At 43.1% G+C, this 19030-nt stretch carries 10 protein-coding genes and 3 tRNA genes; all 13 read left to right on the top strand.

Annotated features, from left to right (window positions below):
- The first annotated feature begins 38 nt into the window (after positions 1-38).
- The 13 genes from tssA to Q0779_RS20005 all read left to right on the top strand — a co-directional run bounded on the left by tssA (position 39) and on the right by Q0779_RS20005 (position 19030).
- Entirely contained in the window at positions 39-1469 is a 1431-nt protein-coding gene (gene tssA, locus Q0779_RS20065; RefSeq protein ID WP_298775419.1) for a type VI secretion system protein TssA, read from the top strand.
- 9 nt (positions 1470-1478) lie between these two features.
- Positions 1479-5069 carry a type VI secretion system membrane subunit TssM gene (tssM, locus tag Q0779_RS20060; RefSeq protein WP_298775418.1) on the top strand — a complete coding sequence of 1197 codons (3591 nt, stop codon included), beginning with the start codon at positions 1479-1481 and terminating at the stop codon, positions 5067-5069.
- Positions 5070-5163: 94 nt separating this feature from the next.
- Complete coding sequence (locus Q0779_RS20055; protein ID WP_298775417.1) at positions 5164-6471, top strand: type VI secretion system ImpA family N-terminal domain-containing protein; 1308 nt, start codon at positions 5164-5166, stop codon at positions 6469-6471.
- A gap of 435 nt (positions 6472-6906) precedes the next feature.
- Positions 6907-7455: an Hcp family type VI secretion system effector gene (locus Q0779_RS20050; RefSeq protein ID WP_298775416.1), complete on the top strand. Its 549-nt coding sequence runs from the start codon at positions 6907-6909 to the stop codon at positions 7453-7455.
- A gap of 311 nt (positions 7456-7766) precedes the next feature.
- A complete protein-coding gene (locus tag Q0779_RS20045; protein WP_298775415.1) occupies positions 7767-9896 on the top strand; it encodes a type VI secretion system Vgr family protein in 2130 nt (709 codons plus the stop codon).
- On the top strand, positions 9893-10600 hold the full coding sequence (locus tag Q0779_RS20040; RefSeq protein ID WP_298775414.1) for a DUF4123 domain-containing protein: 708 nt from the start codon (positions 9893-9895) through the stop codon (positions 10598-10600). Before Q0779_RS20045 ends, Q0779_RS20040 begins: the two co-directional genes overlap by 4 nt.
- Before the next feature lie 15 nt (positions 10601-10615).
- Positions 10616-14191, top strand: a complete 3576-nt coding sequence (locus Q0779_RS20035; RefSeq protein ID WP_298775413.1) for a hypothetical protein — start codon at positions 10616-10618, stop codon at positions 14189-14191.
- A gap of 57 nt (positions 14192-14248) precedes the next feature.
- Entirely contained in the window at positions 14249-15220 is a 972-nt protein-coding gene (locus tag Q0779_RS20030) for a hypothetical protein (protein WP_298775412.1), read from the top strand.
- Positions 15221-15662: 442 nt separating this feature from the next.
- A complete protein-coding gene (locus Q0779_RS20025; protein ID WP_298775411.1) occupies positions 15663-17057 on the top strand; it encodes a sugar porter family MFS transporter in 1395 nt (464 codons plus the stop codon).
- A 409-nt stretch (positions 17058-17466) separates the two neighbouring features.
- Positions 17467-17913, top strand: a complete 447-nt coding sequence (locus Q0779_RS20020) for an Hsp20 family protein (protein WP_298775410.1) — start codon at positions 17467-17469, stop codon at positions 17911-17913.
- 337 nt (positions 17914-18250) lie between these two features.
- Positions 18251-18327: transfer RNA gene (locus Q0779_RS20015), tRNA-Met, on the top strand.
- 280 nt (positions 18328-18607) lie between these two features.
- Positions 18608-18684, top strand: a tRNA-Met gene (locus Q0779_RS20010).
- Between the two features lie 269 nt (positions 18685-18953).
- Positions 18954-19030: transfer RNA gene (locus tag Q0779_RS20005), tRNA-Met, on the top strand.

Here is a 19030-nt window from a genome sequence, read left to right as displayed (position 1 = left end):
TTTAGCGCTGAATAATACAGTGGCTTGGAGGAGCGAAAATGTCTAAAGAATATTTAACCAAAATTACCCAGCCCATCAGTGCCGATAATGCTGTGGGCGAGCGTTTATTTGACGATCCCTTATTTGATTTTATTGAATCGCAAATGATCAAAGTGGGATCACTGTCTCACGGCGATATTCAATGGCGTGAAGTCGAAACGGGGATTGTGACTTTACTGGAAACCAAGTCAAAAGATTTGAAGTTAATAGCGTATTTGCTGCAATGCTTACAGCATCAAGCCAGCATTGAGCGCTTTACGTTATCTTTGCTTATTTTACATGGTTTTATGCAAGGTTTTTGGGAAAGCTGTTTTCCTGCTCCGGGTGCGCGCGGGGTATTGCCAAGGCGTCGTTTCTTTACGCAAATCATGCAGCGTTTGGTTAAAGCGGCGGAAAATTTAGATACCGAGTTTTGTGACCAAGACGAAAAACAATCTATTACTGAAGCATTAGCCGCCTTAATGGCCATTGCTAAGCAGTTTGAGTTGCCTCTTGATGAGTTAAGCCGTTTAGAGTCAGCATTAAAACGGCGTTTAAGCGGAGAGTCTAAACCTAAACAAGCAGCTCAAACAGCTGAGCTGCATGCCAGTTCATCGACTCAAAATACACCTCAGGCAAGTACTGAAGGCAGTTCGCCAACGCCACCTAGCTTAAATATCGACTCCAGTAATGATAAGGCCACAAAACAAACATTACAAAAAGTGGCTGATTTCTTGAGTGAATTTGAATTAGGCATTGAGCTGAGTTTGCGTTTAAGACGATTTGCCGTGTGGTTTTCTATTATCAGTCCGCCTGAGCGAACCGCCAGTGGTGAGACACGTTTGATGCCCGTTGCGGTAGATAGAGTCAATGAATACCAAACCTTGTTGAGTAAAGGTGCGGATATGGCGCTGCTTAGGCGTGTCGAGCAAAGTTTAACTCTGGCTCCTTTTTGGTTTGATGGTCATCATTTAAGTGCGCAAATTTGCCAGTCGTTAGGGCATTCCGAGTGGGCCAATGCCATTAGAGAAGAAACCTATTCGTTTTTAAATCGCGTGCCAGGTTTAATGGATATGTCATTTAAAGGAGCGGTGCCATTTGTCAGTAGTGAGACTCGCCAGTGGTTAGACAGTGCTAGCGGTGCCAGCATGGCTGGCGGTGAAGTCATGAGTAGCTGGGAGCAAAAACGTCAAGAAACCTTAGAGCTTGCGGATCAAGGTGGCTTGTCAGTGGCATTAGCTATGTTAAATGAGGGAATGAGCAGTACTAAAGAGCCGAGAGAGCAGTTTTACTTGAGGTTAATAAGCGCAGAATTAATGGATAGCCACCAATTATCGGCCATGGCTAAAGTTGAATATCATCAGTTGCATACGCAGGCGATGGAGACCAGTTTAACGGATTGGGAACCAACCTTGGTGTCACATCTACAAAAAGTCACCTCGGTGAACTAAGGACAGGGAATGAGTAATATATTGTCTATAATAAAAGGTTTTTTAAAGAAAATCTTACCTGAGTTAAAATCGGCTATGCCGATCTTATTGGCAGTGATTTTTGTGCTGGTCAATGTGGCGATTTGGTGGGCGGGACCTTGGCTTGAAATTGACGATCAAAAGCCTTTTGCTTCTGTGGCTGCTCGTGCCTTATTCAGTACAATTTTTTCACTGTCTTGTTTTACCTTATGGGGATTATTGCAATGGCGTAAAGTGAAAGCCTATGCCGCGCAAGAAATGAAAGATCAACAGCTGATTGAAGATCCCATTCAAGGCATTGTTGAAAGACAAGAGGTGGAACTTGATGAAGTTATGGTGCACCTCAAGCAAAGTTTAAATAAGCGTAATTATCTTTATACTTTGCCTTGGTTTTTGGTGTTAGGGTTAGAAAATGCGGGTAAAACCAGCCTGATTAACCGCTCGGGTCAACAATTTATGTTTTCGACGACCCGTCGTAGCGCCGGACGTAAAAGCAAAAATCCCTTTTCTTTTGATTGGTGGGTCGGCCGTGATGCCGTGCTTATCGATCCTGATGGTGAGTTATTAACTCAGAGGCAAACAAAAGTCGAAGGCAGTGGGGAGATGGAGCGTCGATTATGGCTTCATTTTGTGCAATGGTTAGAGAAAACCCGTAACCGTCGCCCGCTAAACGGCGTGGTATTAGCCATTGATGTGGCCGATATGGTCAGTGGCACTGTGTCTGACAGAAAGGCTTATGGTCAGCTTATTCGTACCCGTTTACGGGAGTTGATGGAAACCTTATCGACCCGTTTGCCTGTATATATTTCATTGACTAAGTTGGATTTATTACAAGGTTTTGAGCCTTTTTTTCGCCATTATACTCAGAGCCAACGTGATGAAATTCTAGGGTTTACGTTTTCTTTGAACTCGGTGGACAACCTAGACAGTTGGTTAGAAGAGTTTGATGCTGACTTTGCTGTGTTTATTGAGCGCATTAATGCCTGTTTACCTCGAGCCTTGCTGCAATGCCGTGATGTGGAAGAGCGGGCTGAAATTTACAGTTTCTCTCGTCAAATTGCCGGTGCCCATGGGGTATTGCGTAACTTTTTTAACGAGGCTTTAGCGTCGGATCAGTTCTCTACTTCGGCTTTAGTTCGTGGTGTGTATTTTACCTCTGTGTATCAAGAAGGGGTGCCAACCAATGCCTATGTTGACAGTGCATCGCGCAAATATGGCTTAAGCGAAACCATTAACAGTGCACAAAAAAGTGAAAATTCCACCGCATTTTTTACTCAGCCTTTGTTTAAACGCATTATTTATCCTGAGGCAGGTTTAGCCTCTGATAACTTTAAGGTTGCTAAGCAAAAGCGTCGTTTGATGGCGTTATCTTTTGTGGCTTGCTCGATAGCGTCGGTATTACTGGTGGGCAGTTGGCATCGTTACTATTTGCAAAATAACAAACAAGCTGATGCAGTTCTCAGTAAAGTAAATAGCTTTAATGAACAATATCATCAGTTTAGTTTTGATGAAGTGGCTAAAAGTATAGTACCGCCGTTAAATACTATTCGCTCGGCAACGTTAGAGTTTGGTTTTTTTCATGAAAAACCGCGTTTTGTCTCTGATCTGGGATTATATCAAGGCCATGTGATAGGCCCGAAAGTAGAAGAAACTTACCTTAATTTATTAGCTTACCGTTATATTCCTGCGTTGCTGAAGCAAGTGGCCACGGATATGCTTAATGCCTCAAAAGCCAGCGATGAAAAGCTGTCTTTATTGCGAGTCTTTAGAATGATGGTGGATCAAAGTGGTCGCCAAAATAAGTTTGTCACCGATTATTTCGCTTCGCGCTGGCAGCAAGCTTATGAAGGTAATCGTGAGCTACAGGCCCAACTGATGGCGCATCTTGATTATGCTCTTGAACATACCAATTTAGAGGCCATGCGCCAAGCGGGTAATGAAGAGGCCATTGATGCCATTAGTCCTTATGATGGTTTGATCGCGCGCACGCAGCAAGAATTGAGTCATTTGCCCATTGAGCAACGGGTGTACCGTAACTTAAAGCAAACGGCATCCTCTGAGCTGGGTGGAGCACTGGATTTAAAACTGACCACGGGACCTGCATTTGAACTTGTGTTCAGTGATCGCGATATTCATGGCGATTCAGATTCATTAAATGTACCAAGATTACTCACTAAACAAGGATTTAAAGGGTATTTTATTCCTAAGTCCGATTCAGTTTCTGAATTAGCGTTAATTGATAGCTGGGTGCTTGGGCAGTCACAGTCCAGTGATTTCAGTGCTGAAGATAAAAAAGTGTTGCGCAATAAAATTCGCGATCAGTATATCAGTGATTACAACAGTACTTGGCGAGGTGCCTTGAATCAATTTGATATCAAAGCTTTTAGAGACATTAATCACGGCGTATTCGTGCTGGATACTATCAGTTCGGGCAGCAAGCCCATTAGCCGTATATTGAATACCTTATCGGATAATACAGAGCTTTTTCCGACCTTACCCGATGATGATAATGCTAAAACGGCCTTAATGGCGACGCCTGAATATAAAATTGCGGCATTAATTGATGGTAATTTTGCCAAGCTAAACCAGCTAGAAAAGGTGGATGGCACTCAGCCTAACTACATGGCTGAAGTGATGGATTCTGTGACTCAGCTTCATGGTTATTTAAAAGCGATTCAAGATGCGCCAGATGTGGGGAAAGCCGCTTTACAGGCGGCACAAGAAAGGTTAACACTCAATGATGCCGATCCTATTTTTGCCTTGAAACGTATTGCCAGTAATTTACCTAAGCCCATGGACAGTATTATGGTGAAGCTGGCCAACGAAAGTTGGAAGGTGGTTCTGCAAAGTGCTATCAAACATCTTGAAGTCCGCTGGCATAATGATATTTACCTTGAATATCAGCAAAAATTGGCGTCACGTTATCCTTTTAATACCGAGACAACTAAGCAAGTTTCCTTGGCGGATTTTGAACATTTCTTTGGCCCAGACGGCACCATCAATGTGTTTTATGAGCAGCAAATGAAGATGTTTATAGAAGAGAATATCAATACTTTAGAGCAGTTTGCACAAACAGAAGACAGCAAAGATGGGGGCAAATCTGGCCTTATTCGTCAAGAAGTGATGGACTCACTTAAGCAGGCGAAACAAATTCAACAAGCTTTCTTTAATCGCCAGGGGAATTTAGATGTGCAATTTACCATGGAAGCCTTGCAAATGAGCCCAAATAAGCGTCGTAGTGTGATTAATATTGATGGCCAATATGTTGAGTACTCTCATGGCCCACAACGCAGTGTGGAACTGGTTTGGCCTAATACCTTAAGAAAGTCGGCTGAAAGTAAATTGACCTTAGTGCCTAGTACGGCCAACCAATCGCCTCGCAGTTTAGCTTACGATGGACCATGGGCATTCTTCCGTTTATTGGATACCGCAAGAATGACAGGCTCAAGTAGCACTAGCATTGATTATCAATTTTCCATTGATAAAGGCGATGTGACCTATCGTTTGCATACGCAAGATACGGCTAATCCATTTACCAGTCGTTTGCTGAGCGATTACAGCATTCCTGAAACCCTATATTGATTGACTTATTTGCTAAATACCTTCCCTTTTACTTTTAGGTTCCTTGAAGTATTAGGGGAGCACATTTAGCCATTTTGAAAGGTGGTATTATATTGTGACAGAGCAAATTCTCACCGGAGTTAACCGTTTTAAGGTAACACAAAAACCGGCCTTGCTCAGAGATGACAGTCGTTATCAAGCGATGCGTACAGAAATAAATCGGCGTTATAGTCCGTTAAGTGGTCGTGTTGATTGGGATAAAATCAAAAGCTTGGCTGAAAGTATTGCGACAGATGCTGGAGCGGACTTATTAACCTCAGCCTATTATTGTGTGGCGGTGTGTAAAACCGATGGTGTATCGGGTTTAGCGACAGGTTTGGAATTAATGTTAGCGGTGCTGGCTCATGCCAGTAAAGAGTCGAGTCCGTCGCTGGAAAAAACCACCGAGATCATCAATTGGATGGTGACGCGGGTGACGCCGGATCTGAAAGAACTGCTGGGCACCATGGATAATGTGCGTGACTTGTATCGCTGTGAATATGCTTGTCAGCAGTTATTTGAATTGGTGCAATCTTATCAGCAAGATGCGTCACCGAATTTAGTGCCGAATCTGGATACTTTAGGTTTTTTAATTTTTGAAAAGCTTGATGCGGTGAATCAAGTTCATAACGTTGTCCCTACCTTGAATAACCTCAAGAGCAAGAGTAAGGACTCACAACGTAAATTATTATTTTGGCGAGGCTTGTCTTTTTCTTGTCTGGCAGTGTTGGGTTTCACTTTTGTCTTCTTGATAGGCACCTTATATAAAGCGCCACAGAATGTTGTGGATTTTTTAGTGGTACAAACCTCAGCAACTAAGGTGTTAGTCGATCCAAAGCCGCGAGAGGTTACACCTATCAATACCCAAATTGATGCGTTATTTTCAGCTGTGCCGCCTGCGAATAAAGATATGTTGATTTATCCTCAGCAAATTGAGTTTTTAATTGATTTAGATAAATATTATCAGCGCTTTTCCAAAGCCCGTACACGTATGGCAAACATTCGCCAGCAAATTAATCAGCTATCGAGTAATAATTCAAAAATTACTCAGTTAAAACAGATGTCGACCGAGCTGGATCAGTATGCCAGTAGTTTATCGCCAGTGTTAGGAAGGGCTTACTATATTGATGAGATGTTAAATACGGCGCAACTGGATCGCGCTGAGCAAGAGTTGATGTTATTGGATGGGCAATTAAAGTCTTTACTCATCAAGCGTATGTTATTAAAGCAAGAATGGGCTAATAAAGCACTCACCCAGAACAGCCTTGAGCGTCTTGAGCACAATGACAGCCTTGAGCGGATAAAGGACGCTGATCGTCTTGTGGATAGCAGCCCTGAGCGCAATGAGGGCCTTGAGAGTAATGAGAGCCTTGAGCAGTTATAACAGAAGCCTTGAGTGCCTTGTTATTGGGGGCAGCCTTTAGCTGCGCAATCAGAAAAGCCTTTTCTTGGGCCAGCTCTGAGCCTGAGTCGAGCAAAAAGTTGCCCGAACCGAGCAATAACTTGCCTAATTTGAGCAAGTTATTGCTCAATCTGTAATAAGGTGAAAACATTATTCTTTAAAAACAGTGTATTAAAACTTGGCATGTGAGTTGCATTCTTCTAAGGCGGTTAGTGACATCATTATGAAAAATAATAATGGCAAAATGTCACTAACACACTGATAACACTTATCAATATTCTAGTTTCAAAGGGCATCCTCTTTATGAATAGCCTTTATGAAGAGAATGTATGAACAGCCTTTATGAATATTGAAATGATGTTAGCTCTAGGGACTCAAGTAAGTCATTACTTACAAACATAGTTAAGGAATCAAGCTGTGCCAACACCATGTTATATCTCTATCTTAGGCCAAACTCAGGGACTCATCACTGCAGGTGCATTTACTGCCGATTCAGTGGGTGATATTTTTGTTGAAGGCCATGAAAATGAAATGCTAGTACAAGAATTTAGCCATGTTGTGAATGTACCGACGGATCCGCAATCGGGTCAGCCTTCGGGGCAGCGAGTACATCGACCTTTTACTTTCACTGTCGCCTTGAATAAAGCCGTACCGTTAATGTACAACGCCTTGTCGACAGGGGAAAAGTTAACCAACGTAGTGCTTAAATGGTATCGCACTTCCACTGAAGGCAAGCAAGAGCAGTTTTTTGTGACTTCATTGGAGGGGGCGACGATAGTCAATATTGAGTGTCAAATGCCTCATTGCCAAGATCCTAAGCAATCTAATTTCACTCAATTGATTAAAGTGTCGCTTGCTTATCGTAAGATCAATTGGGATCACCTGACGGCAGGGACAACAGGTGGTGATGATTGGCGTAAACCCAATGAGTCATTGCTGGATGCGGTGACGGGCGCTGCGAGCTAACAGCCCTGAGCTAATAAATCGCCCTGAGCGGCTTTTACTTTATTGGGTTAAGAGAACAGCCCTGGGCGGTTTTTTAAACAAATGACCCTGAGCGGTTTTTTAAACAAATGACCCTGAGCAGCTCTTTAAATAAGCACGTCACCATATCGCCTTTCTTATGCGATGTGGTGACGTCAGCTTATATCTGTTTCGCTATGTGCCTTGTCTGTTAAGGGCCTATAGCAAAGCAATAAAGTGAGCCAAGCGAACACGTTAGCTAACGTACTGAGGTATCAAAATGCTAAGGTATAAAATACAAAAAGGAATTTATCATGTCGTCACAAACAGGGAGCTCGGCCAGTGAAGTATTAAGTGGCTCAGGCTTACGTTATCATTTTAGCGCAGAAGGGCTCGATGAAAGCGATTTCGATTTAGTGGACTTTCGCTTTAGCGAGAGCTTATCCACCCCCTTTGAAGTCAAACTCAGTTTAGTGAGCCGTCGAAGTGATATTAACCCCAATGATGTGGTGGACTTAAGCGGTTTAATGCAATGGGCGGTTAATGGGGTGGTTCAGCGCCAAGTACACGGTATCGTGAGCCGTTTTACAAAGGGGGATACGGGCCATCATCATACTCGATATTATCTCACCTTAGTGCCTGCTTTTTCGCGTTTATCCCTGCGGCATAATAGCCGTATTTTCCAAGAGCAAAGTGCCCTTGCCATTATTCAAACCTTACTGACTGAGATGGGGATCACTGATTTCGCCTTTAACTGTGAACCAAGCTTAAGCGAGCGAGTGCGGGAATATTGCGTTCAATATCGTGAAACGGATCTGGACTTCATTCAGCGATTAGCAGCCGAAGAAGGGCTGTTTTATCATTTTGAGCATACTGCAACCAGTCACACTCTCATCTTGAGTGACAGCCCCCTAAAGCTGGCGAAATTAAGTGAGCCTTTTCCCTATAATGCCACCAATGGCGGCGTGTCTGACATGCCTTTTGTGCGCCAGTTTTCTTTCACCCACAAAGTGCGTCCAGCAGTCGTCACTCTCAAAGACAGCAGTTTTAAGCAGCCCGAGTACAGTTTTTTACAACAGGCGATGGCCAGCGATTGTGAGCATCAGCAAGACCAAGGTGATCAAGGGCGCTATGAGCATTTTGATTTTCCTGGGCGTTATAAAAGTGATGATACGGGCATGCCTTATACTCAGGCCAGATTAGATTATTTACGTCGTGACGCCAAACAGGGCCAAGCCAAGAGTCATATCATGGCGGCCAGCAGTGGGTATAAATTTGATTTAGTGGATCACTTAGAGGTGGAGTGTAACCGTGATTGGCTGTTAACGCGCGTGACGCACTTTGGTGTCCAAGGGGCGGCGAGCGAAGAGACCAACACCACCACGCCTACCACTTATCATAATGAGTTTGCTTTTATTCCAGCTAATAGCCCATGGCAAGCCAAGCCCAACCCTAAACCCCTTATTAATGGTGAGCAAATCGCCACGGTTGTGGGGCCAGAGGGGGAAGAGATTTATTGTGATGAATTTGGCCGAGTGAAAGTGCAATTTGCATGGGACAGATACAGCAATGGCGATGATCTATCCAGTGGTTGGGTAAGAGTCAGTCAAGGATGGGCGGGCGGGCAATATGGCATGATGTCGGTGCCGCGCATTGGCAATCAAGTGATAGTGTCTTATTTTGAAGGGGATCCGGATCAGCCCATTATCACAGGTCGCAGCCATGATGCGGTCAATTCCCCTGCCTATAGCTTACCTGAGCATCAAGCGCGCACGGTATTGAAAACCAAAACTCACAGAGGCGAAGGCAGCAACGAGCTGTATTTTGATGATGAAGCGGGGGAGGAAGCCATTTATTTCCATGCCCAAAAAGACATGAACATCAAAGTCACTGACACTCAGCGCAATGTCATTCGTAATGCCCAACATTTGAGCGTGGCCAACGATCGCATTGGTTTAGTACAGGGGCATGATCACCTTACCGTTAAAGGGGAAAGCCGCACCTTAATTGCTAAAAACCAGTCCGTTCAAATCAAAGGCAGCCAACACCAAAAAGTCGGTAAAAAATATCTACTGGAAGCGGGCGGCGATGTTCATCTTAAGTCCGGCGGTAAAATGGTTATCGACGCGGGCGCCGAAGTCACGTTAAAAGTGGGGGGCAATTTTGTCAAAATCGACCCCGCTGGCGTGCATATCAACGGTTCGGTCATTAATTTAAATTCAGGCGGTAGCGCAGGCAGCGGTAGCGGCTATGGCGGCAAGAAACCCATATTGCCCAAAGAGGTAATGGAAGCGGTAGTGGCAGAAGAAGTGGAACCTGCGATTGTTGAGCAAAGTTTGGTGAGCGCGGCAGCGGAGGAGTTGCCGATTATTACCCTCTGCCAACGTCAAAGTGATGGCTCTTGCCCAAGGGAAGACTGCCCTTGTTTGGGGGCGCAAGCATGACACCAATCGATTTTGATCAAATAGCATTGGCTCCAAATGAAAAGCGTTGGGCGATGATAGACAGAGCCGATCATTACCTTAAATGGCTTTATGAAAATAATCCTGCGCCGAATTACGAGTACTTGTTTGATGACACTGAGCTGATTGATGTCATGCAAGTGGGGCCGATAGTGCTGGCATTAAACAATGATGCGGATCTAGTCTGGCTCAATGAAAAAGCCCAAAGTGATGACAAAATGAGTCTAATGATTATTTCATCCTCATTAACCACTGAGCAAGTACTGGCTAAGCTGCGAGCGAATACTATTGTGATGTTCGCTGAAAATAGAAAAGGCATTTTTCGCTATTTCGATAAACGTGTTGCCAGTTATTTTTTTCAGCATGAAAACTTAAACAATTTGTTTCATGGTTTTTCGGCAATTTATTGGTTTGGCAACACCTATGGGCAATTAGAAACACAAGGTCATCGCTGGTGGGGCTGCTTTAACGATAGCGATAGTCATAATCCTGAGTTTGTGCACTCAACGAGCCATCTTGACGGGGCATTGCCAGCAAGGCCAATCGTCAGGTTAAACCAAGGGCAAATGCAGCGCTTAAATCGAATGCAACAAGATAAGCAGGCTCTTTTGCGAGCATCAAAAATAGCACAGCCAGAATTTGTGCAAGCTCCCAAACAGTTAATTCCATCCGTATTCAGTCAATGATAAAGGGAACTCATCATGGCGAGTGAATTAGAAACATGTAAGAAAAAAGAATATCTTGTTGAAATTTTAGGGATAAAAGAGTCAGATACGCAAAAAGTCGTCATCACAGGGCAAAAACCTGCTGATGAAGTCATTGATACCAAGAATAACAGCCAGCTACATGTGTGGCAGGCCGATGGGGTGCGAGACAAGGCCACATTATTAATTGAAACCGAGAAAGGCCCAGTAGAGCTGCCCTTATTTGACAGCTTTTGGACGTCCGATCGCTGCCAAGGTAGCCATGATTATGTGGTTGCACCCATAGTGCCTCTGGTTAAGCTTGAGAATAATCGAACTGGGGTTATTCATGCCAGAGACGGTTTTTTGTATATCTTTATGGGGCAAAAGATTTGGCGTGAAATCTTGATCAGCTTTGAGGATGATTGCACCCCCATTTACAAAGACACTTTATTAACCAAATTACGAGCGGAAGATGAAAACGCCGACATTCCATCAGAATATGATAGGCCTGCCATTGGTCAGCCCATGGAGGCGATTTATCTTCCCATTAAAAACTATCGCTCTTGGGGCGGTTTGCTTGAGAGTGAAAAGCCTCAAGTGTTTTACAGTGAGGTGCAACTCAGCGCCGAGCGTTTAAGGGTATTAGAGGCGGATAAAAAGCAATTAAGCGATCATTGCGAGCGTATTTCATTTAACCTGCCCAGCGATCATGCCAGTTTTGGCCGTTTCTATAAATTAGATAAAGTTGCGCCACAACGAGCCCGCAGTAAGCAGTCGGTAGGTGAGATGATGTACGCCGATCCCGTTGCTTATTTACAAGACTTAAGCGGTGATTACGCTAAAGGCATTGCCGATTTAGCCGTTGAGGAATTAACTCAATTAGAAACCGATGGCCCCTTTGGTCGATTCCATTCCGATAGCTTAAGGCATCAAAAAACACCTGAGCCGGGTGAGATAAGTTTAGGTCGTTATGATATGGCACCAAGACTCAGGGCGCTGCATTTAAGCAAACATCGACCCGTGCCAGATAATGCGGTGATCCCTAATGATGATGAGTTATGGCAAAGCCATGGTAGCGAAAGTGATATTTTCGAAGCCAGTCGTGAAAACCAGTATGTGGGTCTTATTTTAAGCGATCCCTTATTTGACTTGCGTCACCAAATTGAGCAGACGACCCAAGGATTAACCTATTTAACTGAGCTGCAAGAATACATTGGCAGACATGAACATTTTAATTTAGCCAATTTTGTCCATCATGTGATTTTAGCTAAACATGAGCCCAAATTGAGGCAATTGTATGACGATTACGGCGATAAGGTGTCAGTGAAAGATAACGCGCCGTTAACCCGCATTATCCTGCCCGAATTGCGTAAGGTGGCCCGTGATGCCATTGAACAAGCTCAGTATATGAGCAATAAACTGGTTAATCGTGATTATGGTCATGCCGCATTGCTGGATTTATTTACCCTCAATAATGAAGATTATCTCGCTGGCCACTTACTTATTAGCCGTTTTGCCGACAGCTTGCTCTATAGCGCAGAGGGTAAAGACAGTTTTGTTAAAAAAGCCAATAAATCCAAATATACTCGTCAAATATTCTGGTTTTTAAAGGCACTAAGTAATGACCATGAGCTGACACCCATGTTATATCCTGCTGAGGGAGAAGTACCTGCGGATGGTGTATGGGATTATCAAGCCTGTTTACAGCAAGGCCCGAGTGAAAATAAGGGCGATGGTCATTGTCGAATTTATGAGTTATTAACATTGGCTCAAGGGGATCAGCTTAGCGATAAACCGCTGCAGACGCTGGATGTCATTTTTGCCGCCAGTGTTGATAATAGTTTCGCTGAAGCAGAAGCAAAGCAAGTTGATACAGCAACAGGTGTGTTATCGGGCATGAAGCGGTTTTTTAATGATCTCGGTGGCTTTATGGGTGGCTTAGCCGTGGCGGGGCAGGCTTACATGACGACATTAAAAGGGAGTAATGAACTGATCAAAAGTGATGCTAAAGTGTTTGTGCATACGCTTGAATTGCAAAAAGTCTTGAGCGCAAAAGCCTTTGCCGACATTCATTTTATCTCAGGCGATATTCCTAGCGGTCATGTGTTAGTGGGAGCAAGTTTTCAGCAGCAAGATTTTGGGATAACGGCCAGCAGCAAACAGATCACAACCTTAAATAATGTCAAAGTGGATGGCATAGGCGAGAGTAGTGATAATCTGGCCGCGGCTAACCATAAACAAACCCTAAAGCAAAATAGCTCGAATAGCCTCAAGCATCCACCCAGACAGCACATTGCGATATTTACTGCGCCCGCTGATTCTGATGTGGCAAAAATGTCCCAGCAACAAGTCATTAAAGACATGCATGCTGCGGGTCGATTTGAAGTGGGTTTACAAAAAATCATGCCCGGCTTATTAATATTGGAATTGTGGAATTTACAGGCTGCAGTGGAGGGATTACAAACAGATAAAACTAGAAGAGGCCGACATATATTTTCAACTGTTGGTGCTACCTTTGATACTCTATTAACCTTTGAGCAAGTGTTGGGCTTAATTAATCAAAAAAATGTGTTAACCCGTTCATTATCGCCCAGAGTGATCCCAACAGGCAAAGCTTGGCTAGAGGCTAATACCAGAAGCGGTAGTCTCTTTAACCGTGTCGCTGGACGTATGGTGGGCCGCGTGGCGGCCTCTTATGCACTCGGGATTGTATCTGGGGTGATCACCGTGGGAGTGTACTTAGCCGATATGGCTAATGATATCAAACAAGGCGATACTGATGCGGCGATTGCCAATGGGATTGCGGCCTTTTGCGCCGCCACCTCAACGAGCGCCTTATTTTTAGGTATGTTTAGTGTAGGGTTTGCCATGCCTGTCTTTTGGGTATTTTTGGTGTTGGGCGGCATTGCTGCCGGCATTGCCGCTTGGCTCGATGATGATGATATTGAGTTACTGCTTATCAATGGCCCGTTAGGTTTGGAGCCTAATAAAGCTCGCTATGGCTATTTACATCAGCCTAACGAAGCTTACTATCGTTTAGTGAGTTATTTAACTCAGCCACAACTGACTTTCAGCCAATTATCAGATAATGAACTACGCCACTTAACACCATTAATACAACAACATGTGCCGACAAATAGTGCTATTGCTGATGCAGGCAATGTGGTGAATCGTAAAGTGAGTGTCACGACTCAATTTCCCAGCTGGTTTCGTCTCAATGATTTCAGAGTGAAGGTCCGCTTAATTAAGGATATTTATCATTATCGTCAAAAAGATAGTTATTTTTATAAGGCTGATCAAACTGAAGAAGCAAGCTTTGATCCATATTATCAACAGACACCTCAAGGCTTGGATATTTTTGTTCAAAAGCCCAATATCATAACGCAAGATCCCAGTAGGTTCAGTGGCCCTAAGATGTTTAAATATCGCCTGCAATTGAAGCTGCAATTAATCGCGCGAAAGAGTGAGCAACAAGCGTGGGTGTTTCCAGCGCCGCCGATTGGCACGGATGGTGAATTTACGTTAGCCGATCGGGTTGTTGATTTTGAACAAGCTGATCAAGACTTTTGGCTATTTGAAGAATGGACCTAATGCTTGATCACGCTATAAGAATAAATATAAGAACAATTAAAATAAAAGGGAGAGCAGATGAGTATGCTTAGTGCCACAGAAGAATATCGAAAATATTATGCCAATACGGCCTATAGCAGTCAGATGTGGAAGCAGCAATCACCCAATAAAAGTCATACTTTCTCGGGCATGTTTGCTATGTCTTTTAGTGATATACGCCATGTGATCCCTCATGGCTATATTAATGATACCCATGAGATCATCCATGCCCCAATGCACCCTGATGAGGCCCACATTCCCTTTAGTTTCGATCATGAAAAAATCTGTACCGTCAAAGGAACACGAGATTTATTTAGGATAATTTGTACGCTGGGTGGCTATCTGACATTGATTTTTGGAGCGGGGGTTACTGCCGTGTGTTTGTTGTTAATGTTGGTTTTTAGAAATGATAATGAACTTTTCGAATATTTAATTGAATTTACTGTTCTTTTTGGCGGTGGAGGATTGCTAGTAGGCGGATTACTGGTCGCTTTAACAAAACTTCCCATGTCCATCGGATTAATCATTTTTGGCAGTGGAGTCAGGGATTTTGAGTTTAATCGCCGCACGGGCATGTTGACCCGCTGGAAGTATATTCCTCTGACGGGCATTAAGCGCCGCACTATCTCTAAGCCCTTTAGTGAGTTTGTGCCTTACCTGCAAAGTATTACAACAGGAGCGGGAACCAATGCGGGTTGGAATATGATCATGATGCATAAAGACTCTCGTCGTTTAAGTTTTGGTTCCTTTGGTATGGTGAATGTGATTTCTCGCGGTGATGCCATGGCTTTTTGGGATTTTATTCAGTGTTACATGGACATTAGTCAACCTTTGCCTGACAGCCCGCTGCTGGAAGCTTATCGTCAGCAAGATCCTGTCACCCGTGAGCATGACAAACAAAGTGGCCGCCCAGAGCGCTACTGGCGGGACATGACTCACGATGAAATCCAAGTCAAAGCTTTGGACATGCAATCACGCATAGCTCGATTAGCCGCAGGTGAAGAAGGGTAGTTTTAGCATAATACCCATCTGGCGGGACATGAGCGATACACAAGATAGTGAAATCCAGAATAAAGCCATGGAAATGCAAGCCCGTATCGCTCGATTAGCCGCAGGTGAAGAGGTGTAGTTTTAGCATAATACCCATCTGGCGGGACATGAGCGATACACAAGATAGTGAAATCCAGAATAAAGCCATGGACATGCAAGCCCGTATCGCTCGATTAGCCGCAGGTGAAGAAGGGTAGCTATGTCTTAGATATAGAGTGCAATCCATTAATCAATTACAAAATGTGCTCCTTGATATGAAGCGATTTAATTTGATTTGGCTTGTTATAGACTCTATCTTCAAACAGTATCGTTTTTAGTTTTGATCAAATTTGATGTATGCACGCAAATTTGGCAGAGCGTAATCTTTTGAGCAGAGATCCTACTGTAATGAGGGATAGTGTAAATGGCGAACAGTACAACAAAGTCTAATAACAAACTATTTTTGTGGGCACTGACCTCGGCGCTTGCTGGATTTCTTTTTGGTTTTGATACAGTTGTTATCTCTGGGGCTGAAATAACGATTCAAGCATTATGGGGGTTGTCTCCAAGCCTGCATGGTGTAGCGATGAGCTCAGCGTTGTGGGGTACAGTGTTAGGTGCCCTTATTGGTGGTTGGCCTACTGATCGTTTTGGGCGGGTAAAAACCTTAATTATGATCGGTTTTCTTTATTTTATTTCTGCACTATGGTCTGCGCTCGCTCACGACCCTTATACTTTTATCATTGCACGTTTTATTGGTGGTTTGGCTATCGGAGTGTCTACTATTGCCGTACCCCTCTATATTTCTGAAATTTCCCCCGCTAACAAGCGAGGAAGATTAACGGGTTTATTTCAATTTAATGTTGTGTTTGGCATTCTTATTGCCTTTATATCTAATGCGCTATTAGCTAATATCGGAGAAGATGCCTGGCGTTGGATGCTTGGTGTTCAAGTTTTGCCAGCGACTATTTATTGCTTATTGTGTTTTTATCTTCCAGAAAGTCCACGCTGGCTTATTGGTAAATGTAATCGTGTTTCTGAAGGTAGGAAAGTTCTTGGGATTATTAACCCTAATATGTCTGCTGATATGATTAATAAGATGAGTGATAATCTTATCGATGCGGCTTCGGTCACTGGTATTAGAACGCCTTTTTGGAGTAATAGACTCAAGTATCCTATCTTTTTGGCATTTTTCATTGCTTTTTTTAACCAATTGTCTGGAATTAATGCGATTCTTTATTTTGCGCCTCGCATTTTTGAAATGACAGGGTTAGGCGCTCATGCTGCTTTATTGCAATCTGCGGGTATCGGTGTGACCAACCTTATAGGGACTTTTATAGGCCTTTGGCTTATTGATAGAATTGGCCGTCGAATGTTACTTTACATTGGTTCGTTTGGCTATATTGTGGCTCTGGGGACTTGTTCTTGGGCGTTTGCTAATAATATCTACTCTATTGTTCCTTTTTGTATTTTCCTTTTTATCGCAGCGCATGCTATTGGGCAAGGAACGGTTATTTGGGTTTTTATATCCGAGATATTTCCTATTGAACATCGAACAGAAGGCCAGACCTTAGGAGCATCAGTGCATTGGGTGTGCGCAGCACTGTTAACATTAGTTTTTCCTGCTATTATCACGACTTTCCCTCCCAGTTATGTTTTTGGTTTTTTCTGCGTGATGATGGTACTGCAACTTATCTGGGTGTTTACTATAGTGCCAGAAACGAAAGGGATCTCTTTAGAGGAAATACAGAAGAAGTTAGGCACGACACCTTCTACGGCACTACAGGATAAGAGTCGCAGTTCAATCGATATGTCATGATAAATCAAATGTATAGGTATGACTCATGGTGTTGGCACTCAGGAATTTGTGTTTTTGGGCTAGCGTATTTCTTGTCTACTTTGTGAAAACAAGTGATTGGTAACCGACCTTTAAATTTTTAATTCATAATCATGATTTTAGGTGTTTCTCTTTATGGTGCTATAAAAATTTTCATCTTTTCCCCTTGAACTTTATTTGAGCTGTCCCTATATCAGTAATGAGGCCGATGAGAGGCTTCCACTTACCAAGCAGTGCCGAAAGGGCTGCAAGCATTCCAGTTGTTATTATGATTGCTATGTTGTTACTGTGTTAGTGTCATATTAGTGATAGTGAGTGCAAGGGTAAGCCATTAAGTGCGGCAAATGTCGGCTTAACAATTTAAATATTGCTTATTCATGAGGATATTATTATGCGTAATTATGACTTAACCCCCCTATACCGTAGTGCCATTGGTTTTGACCGTTTCGCTCAATTGGCTGAGCATGCGGCATCGAAAAAAGCGAATTCAGGTTATCCCCCTTATAATATTGAATTAATTGATGAAAATCATTATCGCATCACTATGGCGGTAGCAGGATTCAATATGAATGAACTCGATATTACCAATGAAGGTGATAAATTACTGATTAAAGGCACTAAACCTGAGGCCAGTACTGAGCGTAACTATTTATATCAAGGTATTGCTGAGCGAGAGTTCGAGCGGACTTTCCAACTCGCTGATCACGTCAAAGTTGTGGGAGCAAATCTTGAAAATGGGTTACTGGATATCGATCTTGAACGTGAAATTCCTGAGGCGTTAAAGCCGAGAAAAATTGCCATTAACCAAGGCAAAATAGTGAATTCAAGCGAGAAATAGTCAATAGAATGACATTTACATGCATATGTAAGGGAGCCGATGGCTCCCTTTTTAGTTTTTCAAAACGTTAATTTAGTATGATTAACCTACAAAGAGGCTGTTAACGATTAATATAGCAGCAGTCACACGTTTTTTTATAATTATCGCTTGTCAATTGGGGGGGAGATGGTTATATTGCAGCACGAATTCAAAGGCAACCTCATTAACTTAATGAGAACAACGGATTCAGTTTTACAATCGGACGTGTGAATGGAGCAGTTTGGTAGCAAGTTAGTCGAACTCAACTCTTTATATAAGTCATTTAATAAGGTTGTAAAACATAGAAATAAAAATCGGACGCGGGATGGAGCAGTTTGGTAGCTCGTCGGGCTCATAACCCGAAGGTCGTTGGTTCAAATCCAGCTCCCGCAACCACTTTCTTAACTCTTACTTACTATTAGCAAACCAGTAAGAGAATGAAAGTAAAATAGCAATATTAGAATAAAAATCGGACGTGTGAATGGAGCAGTTTGACTATTTATTAACGAATAAGTCGTCGGACTCAACTATCTATAAAGAAAGTGGCGAAGGTCGTTGCTAAGCACTTTATAGAGAGTAATCCAGCTTCACGCAACCACTTTCTTAACTCTTACTTGCTATTAGCAAACCAGTAAGAGAATGAAAGTAAAATAGCAATATTAGAATAAAAATCGGACGCGGGATGGAGCAGTTTGGTAGCTCGTCGGGCTCATAACCCGAAGGTCGTTGGTTCAAATCCAGCTCCCGCAACCACTTTCTTAACTCTTACTTGCTATTAGCAAACCAGTAAGAGAATGAAAGTAAAATAGCAATATTAGAATAAAAATCGGACGTGTGAATGGAGCAGTTTGACTATTTATTAACGAATAAGTCGTCGGGCTCAACTATCTATAAAGAAAGTGGCGAAGGTCGTTGCTAAGCACTTTATAGAGAGTAATCCAGCTTCACGCAACCACTTATCTTACTCATATCTCTATGTCGGTTATGAAACTAGATAACAAAAAGTAAAAATAAAAATCGGACGCGGGATGGAGCAGTTTGGTAGCTCGTCGGGCTCATAACCCGAAGGTCGTTGGTTCAAATCCAGCTCCCGCAACCA

The organism is uncultured Shewanella sp. (assembly GCF_947491715.1).
Classification (GTDB): domain Bacteria; phylum Pseudomonadota; class Gammaproteobacteria; order Enterobacterales; family Shewanellaceae; genus Shewanella.
This window is presented reverse-complemented; position numbering and strand designations above follow the sequence as displayed.

Coding starts and splice junctions, on each gene's coding strand:
- tssA (WP_298775419.1), top strand. CDS start 39: ATGTCTAAAGAATATTTAACCAAAATTACCCAGCCCATCAGTGCCGAT.
- tssM (WP_298775418.1), top strand. CDS start 1,479: ATGAGTAATATATTGTCTATAATAAAAGGTTTTTTAAAGAAAATCTTA.
- Q0779_RS20045 (WP_298775415.1), top strand. CDS start 7,767: ATGTCGTCACAAACAGGGAGCTCGGCCAGTGAAGTATTAAGTGGCTCA.
- Q0779_RS20040 (WP_298775414.1), top strand. CDS start 9,893: ATGACACCAATCGATTTTGATCAAATAGCATTGGCTCCAAATGAAAAG.
- Q0779_RS20035 (WP_298775413.1), top strand. CDS start 10,616: ATGGCGAGTGAATTAGAAACATGTAAGAAAAAAGAATATCTTGTTGAA.
- Q0779_RS20030 (WP_298775412.1), top strand. CDS start 14,249: ATGAGTATGCTTAGTGCCACAGAAGAATATCGAAAATATTATGCCAAT.
- Q0779_RS20025 (WP_298775411.1), top strand. CDS start 15,663: ATGGCGAACAGTACAACAAAGTCTAATAACAAACTATTTTTGTGGGCA.
- Q0779_RS20020 (WP_298775410.1), top strand. CDS start 17,467: ATGCGTAATTATGACTTAACCCCCCTATACCGTAGTGCCATTGGTTTT.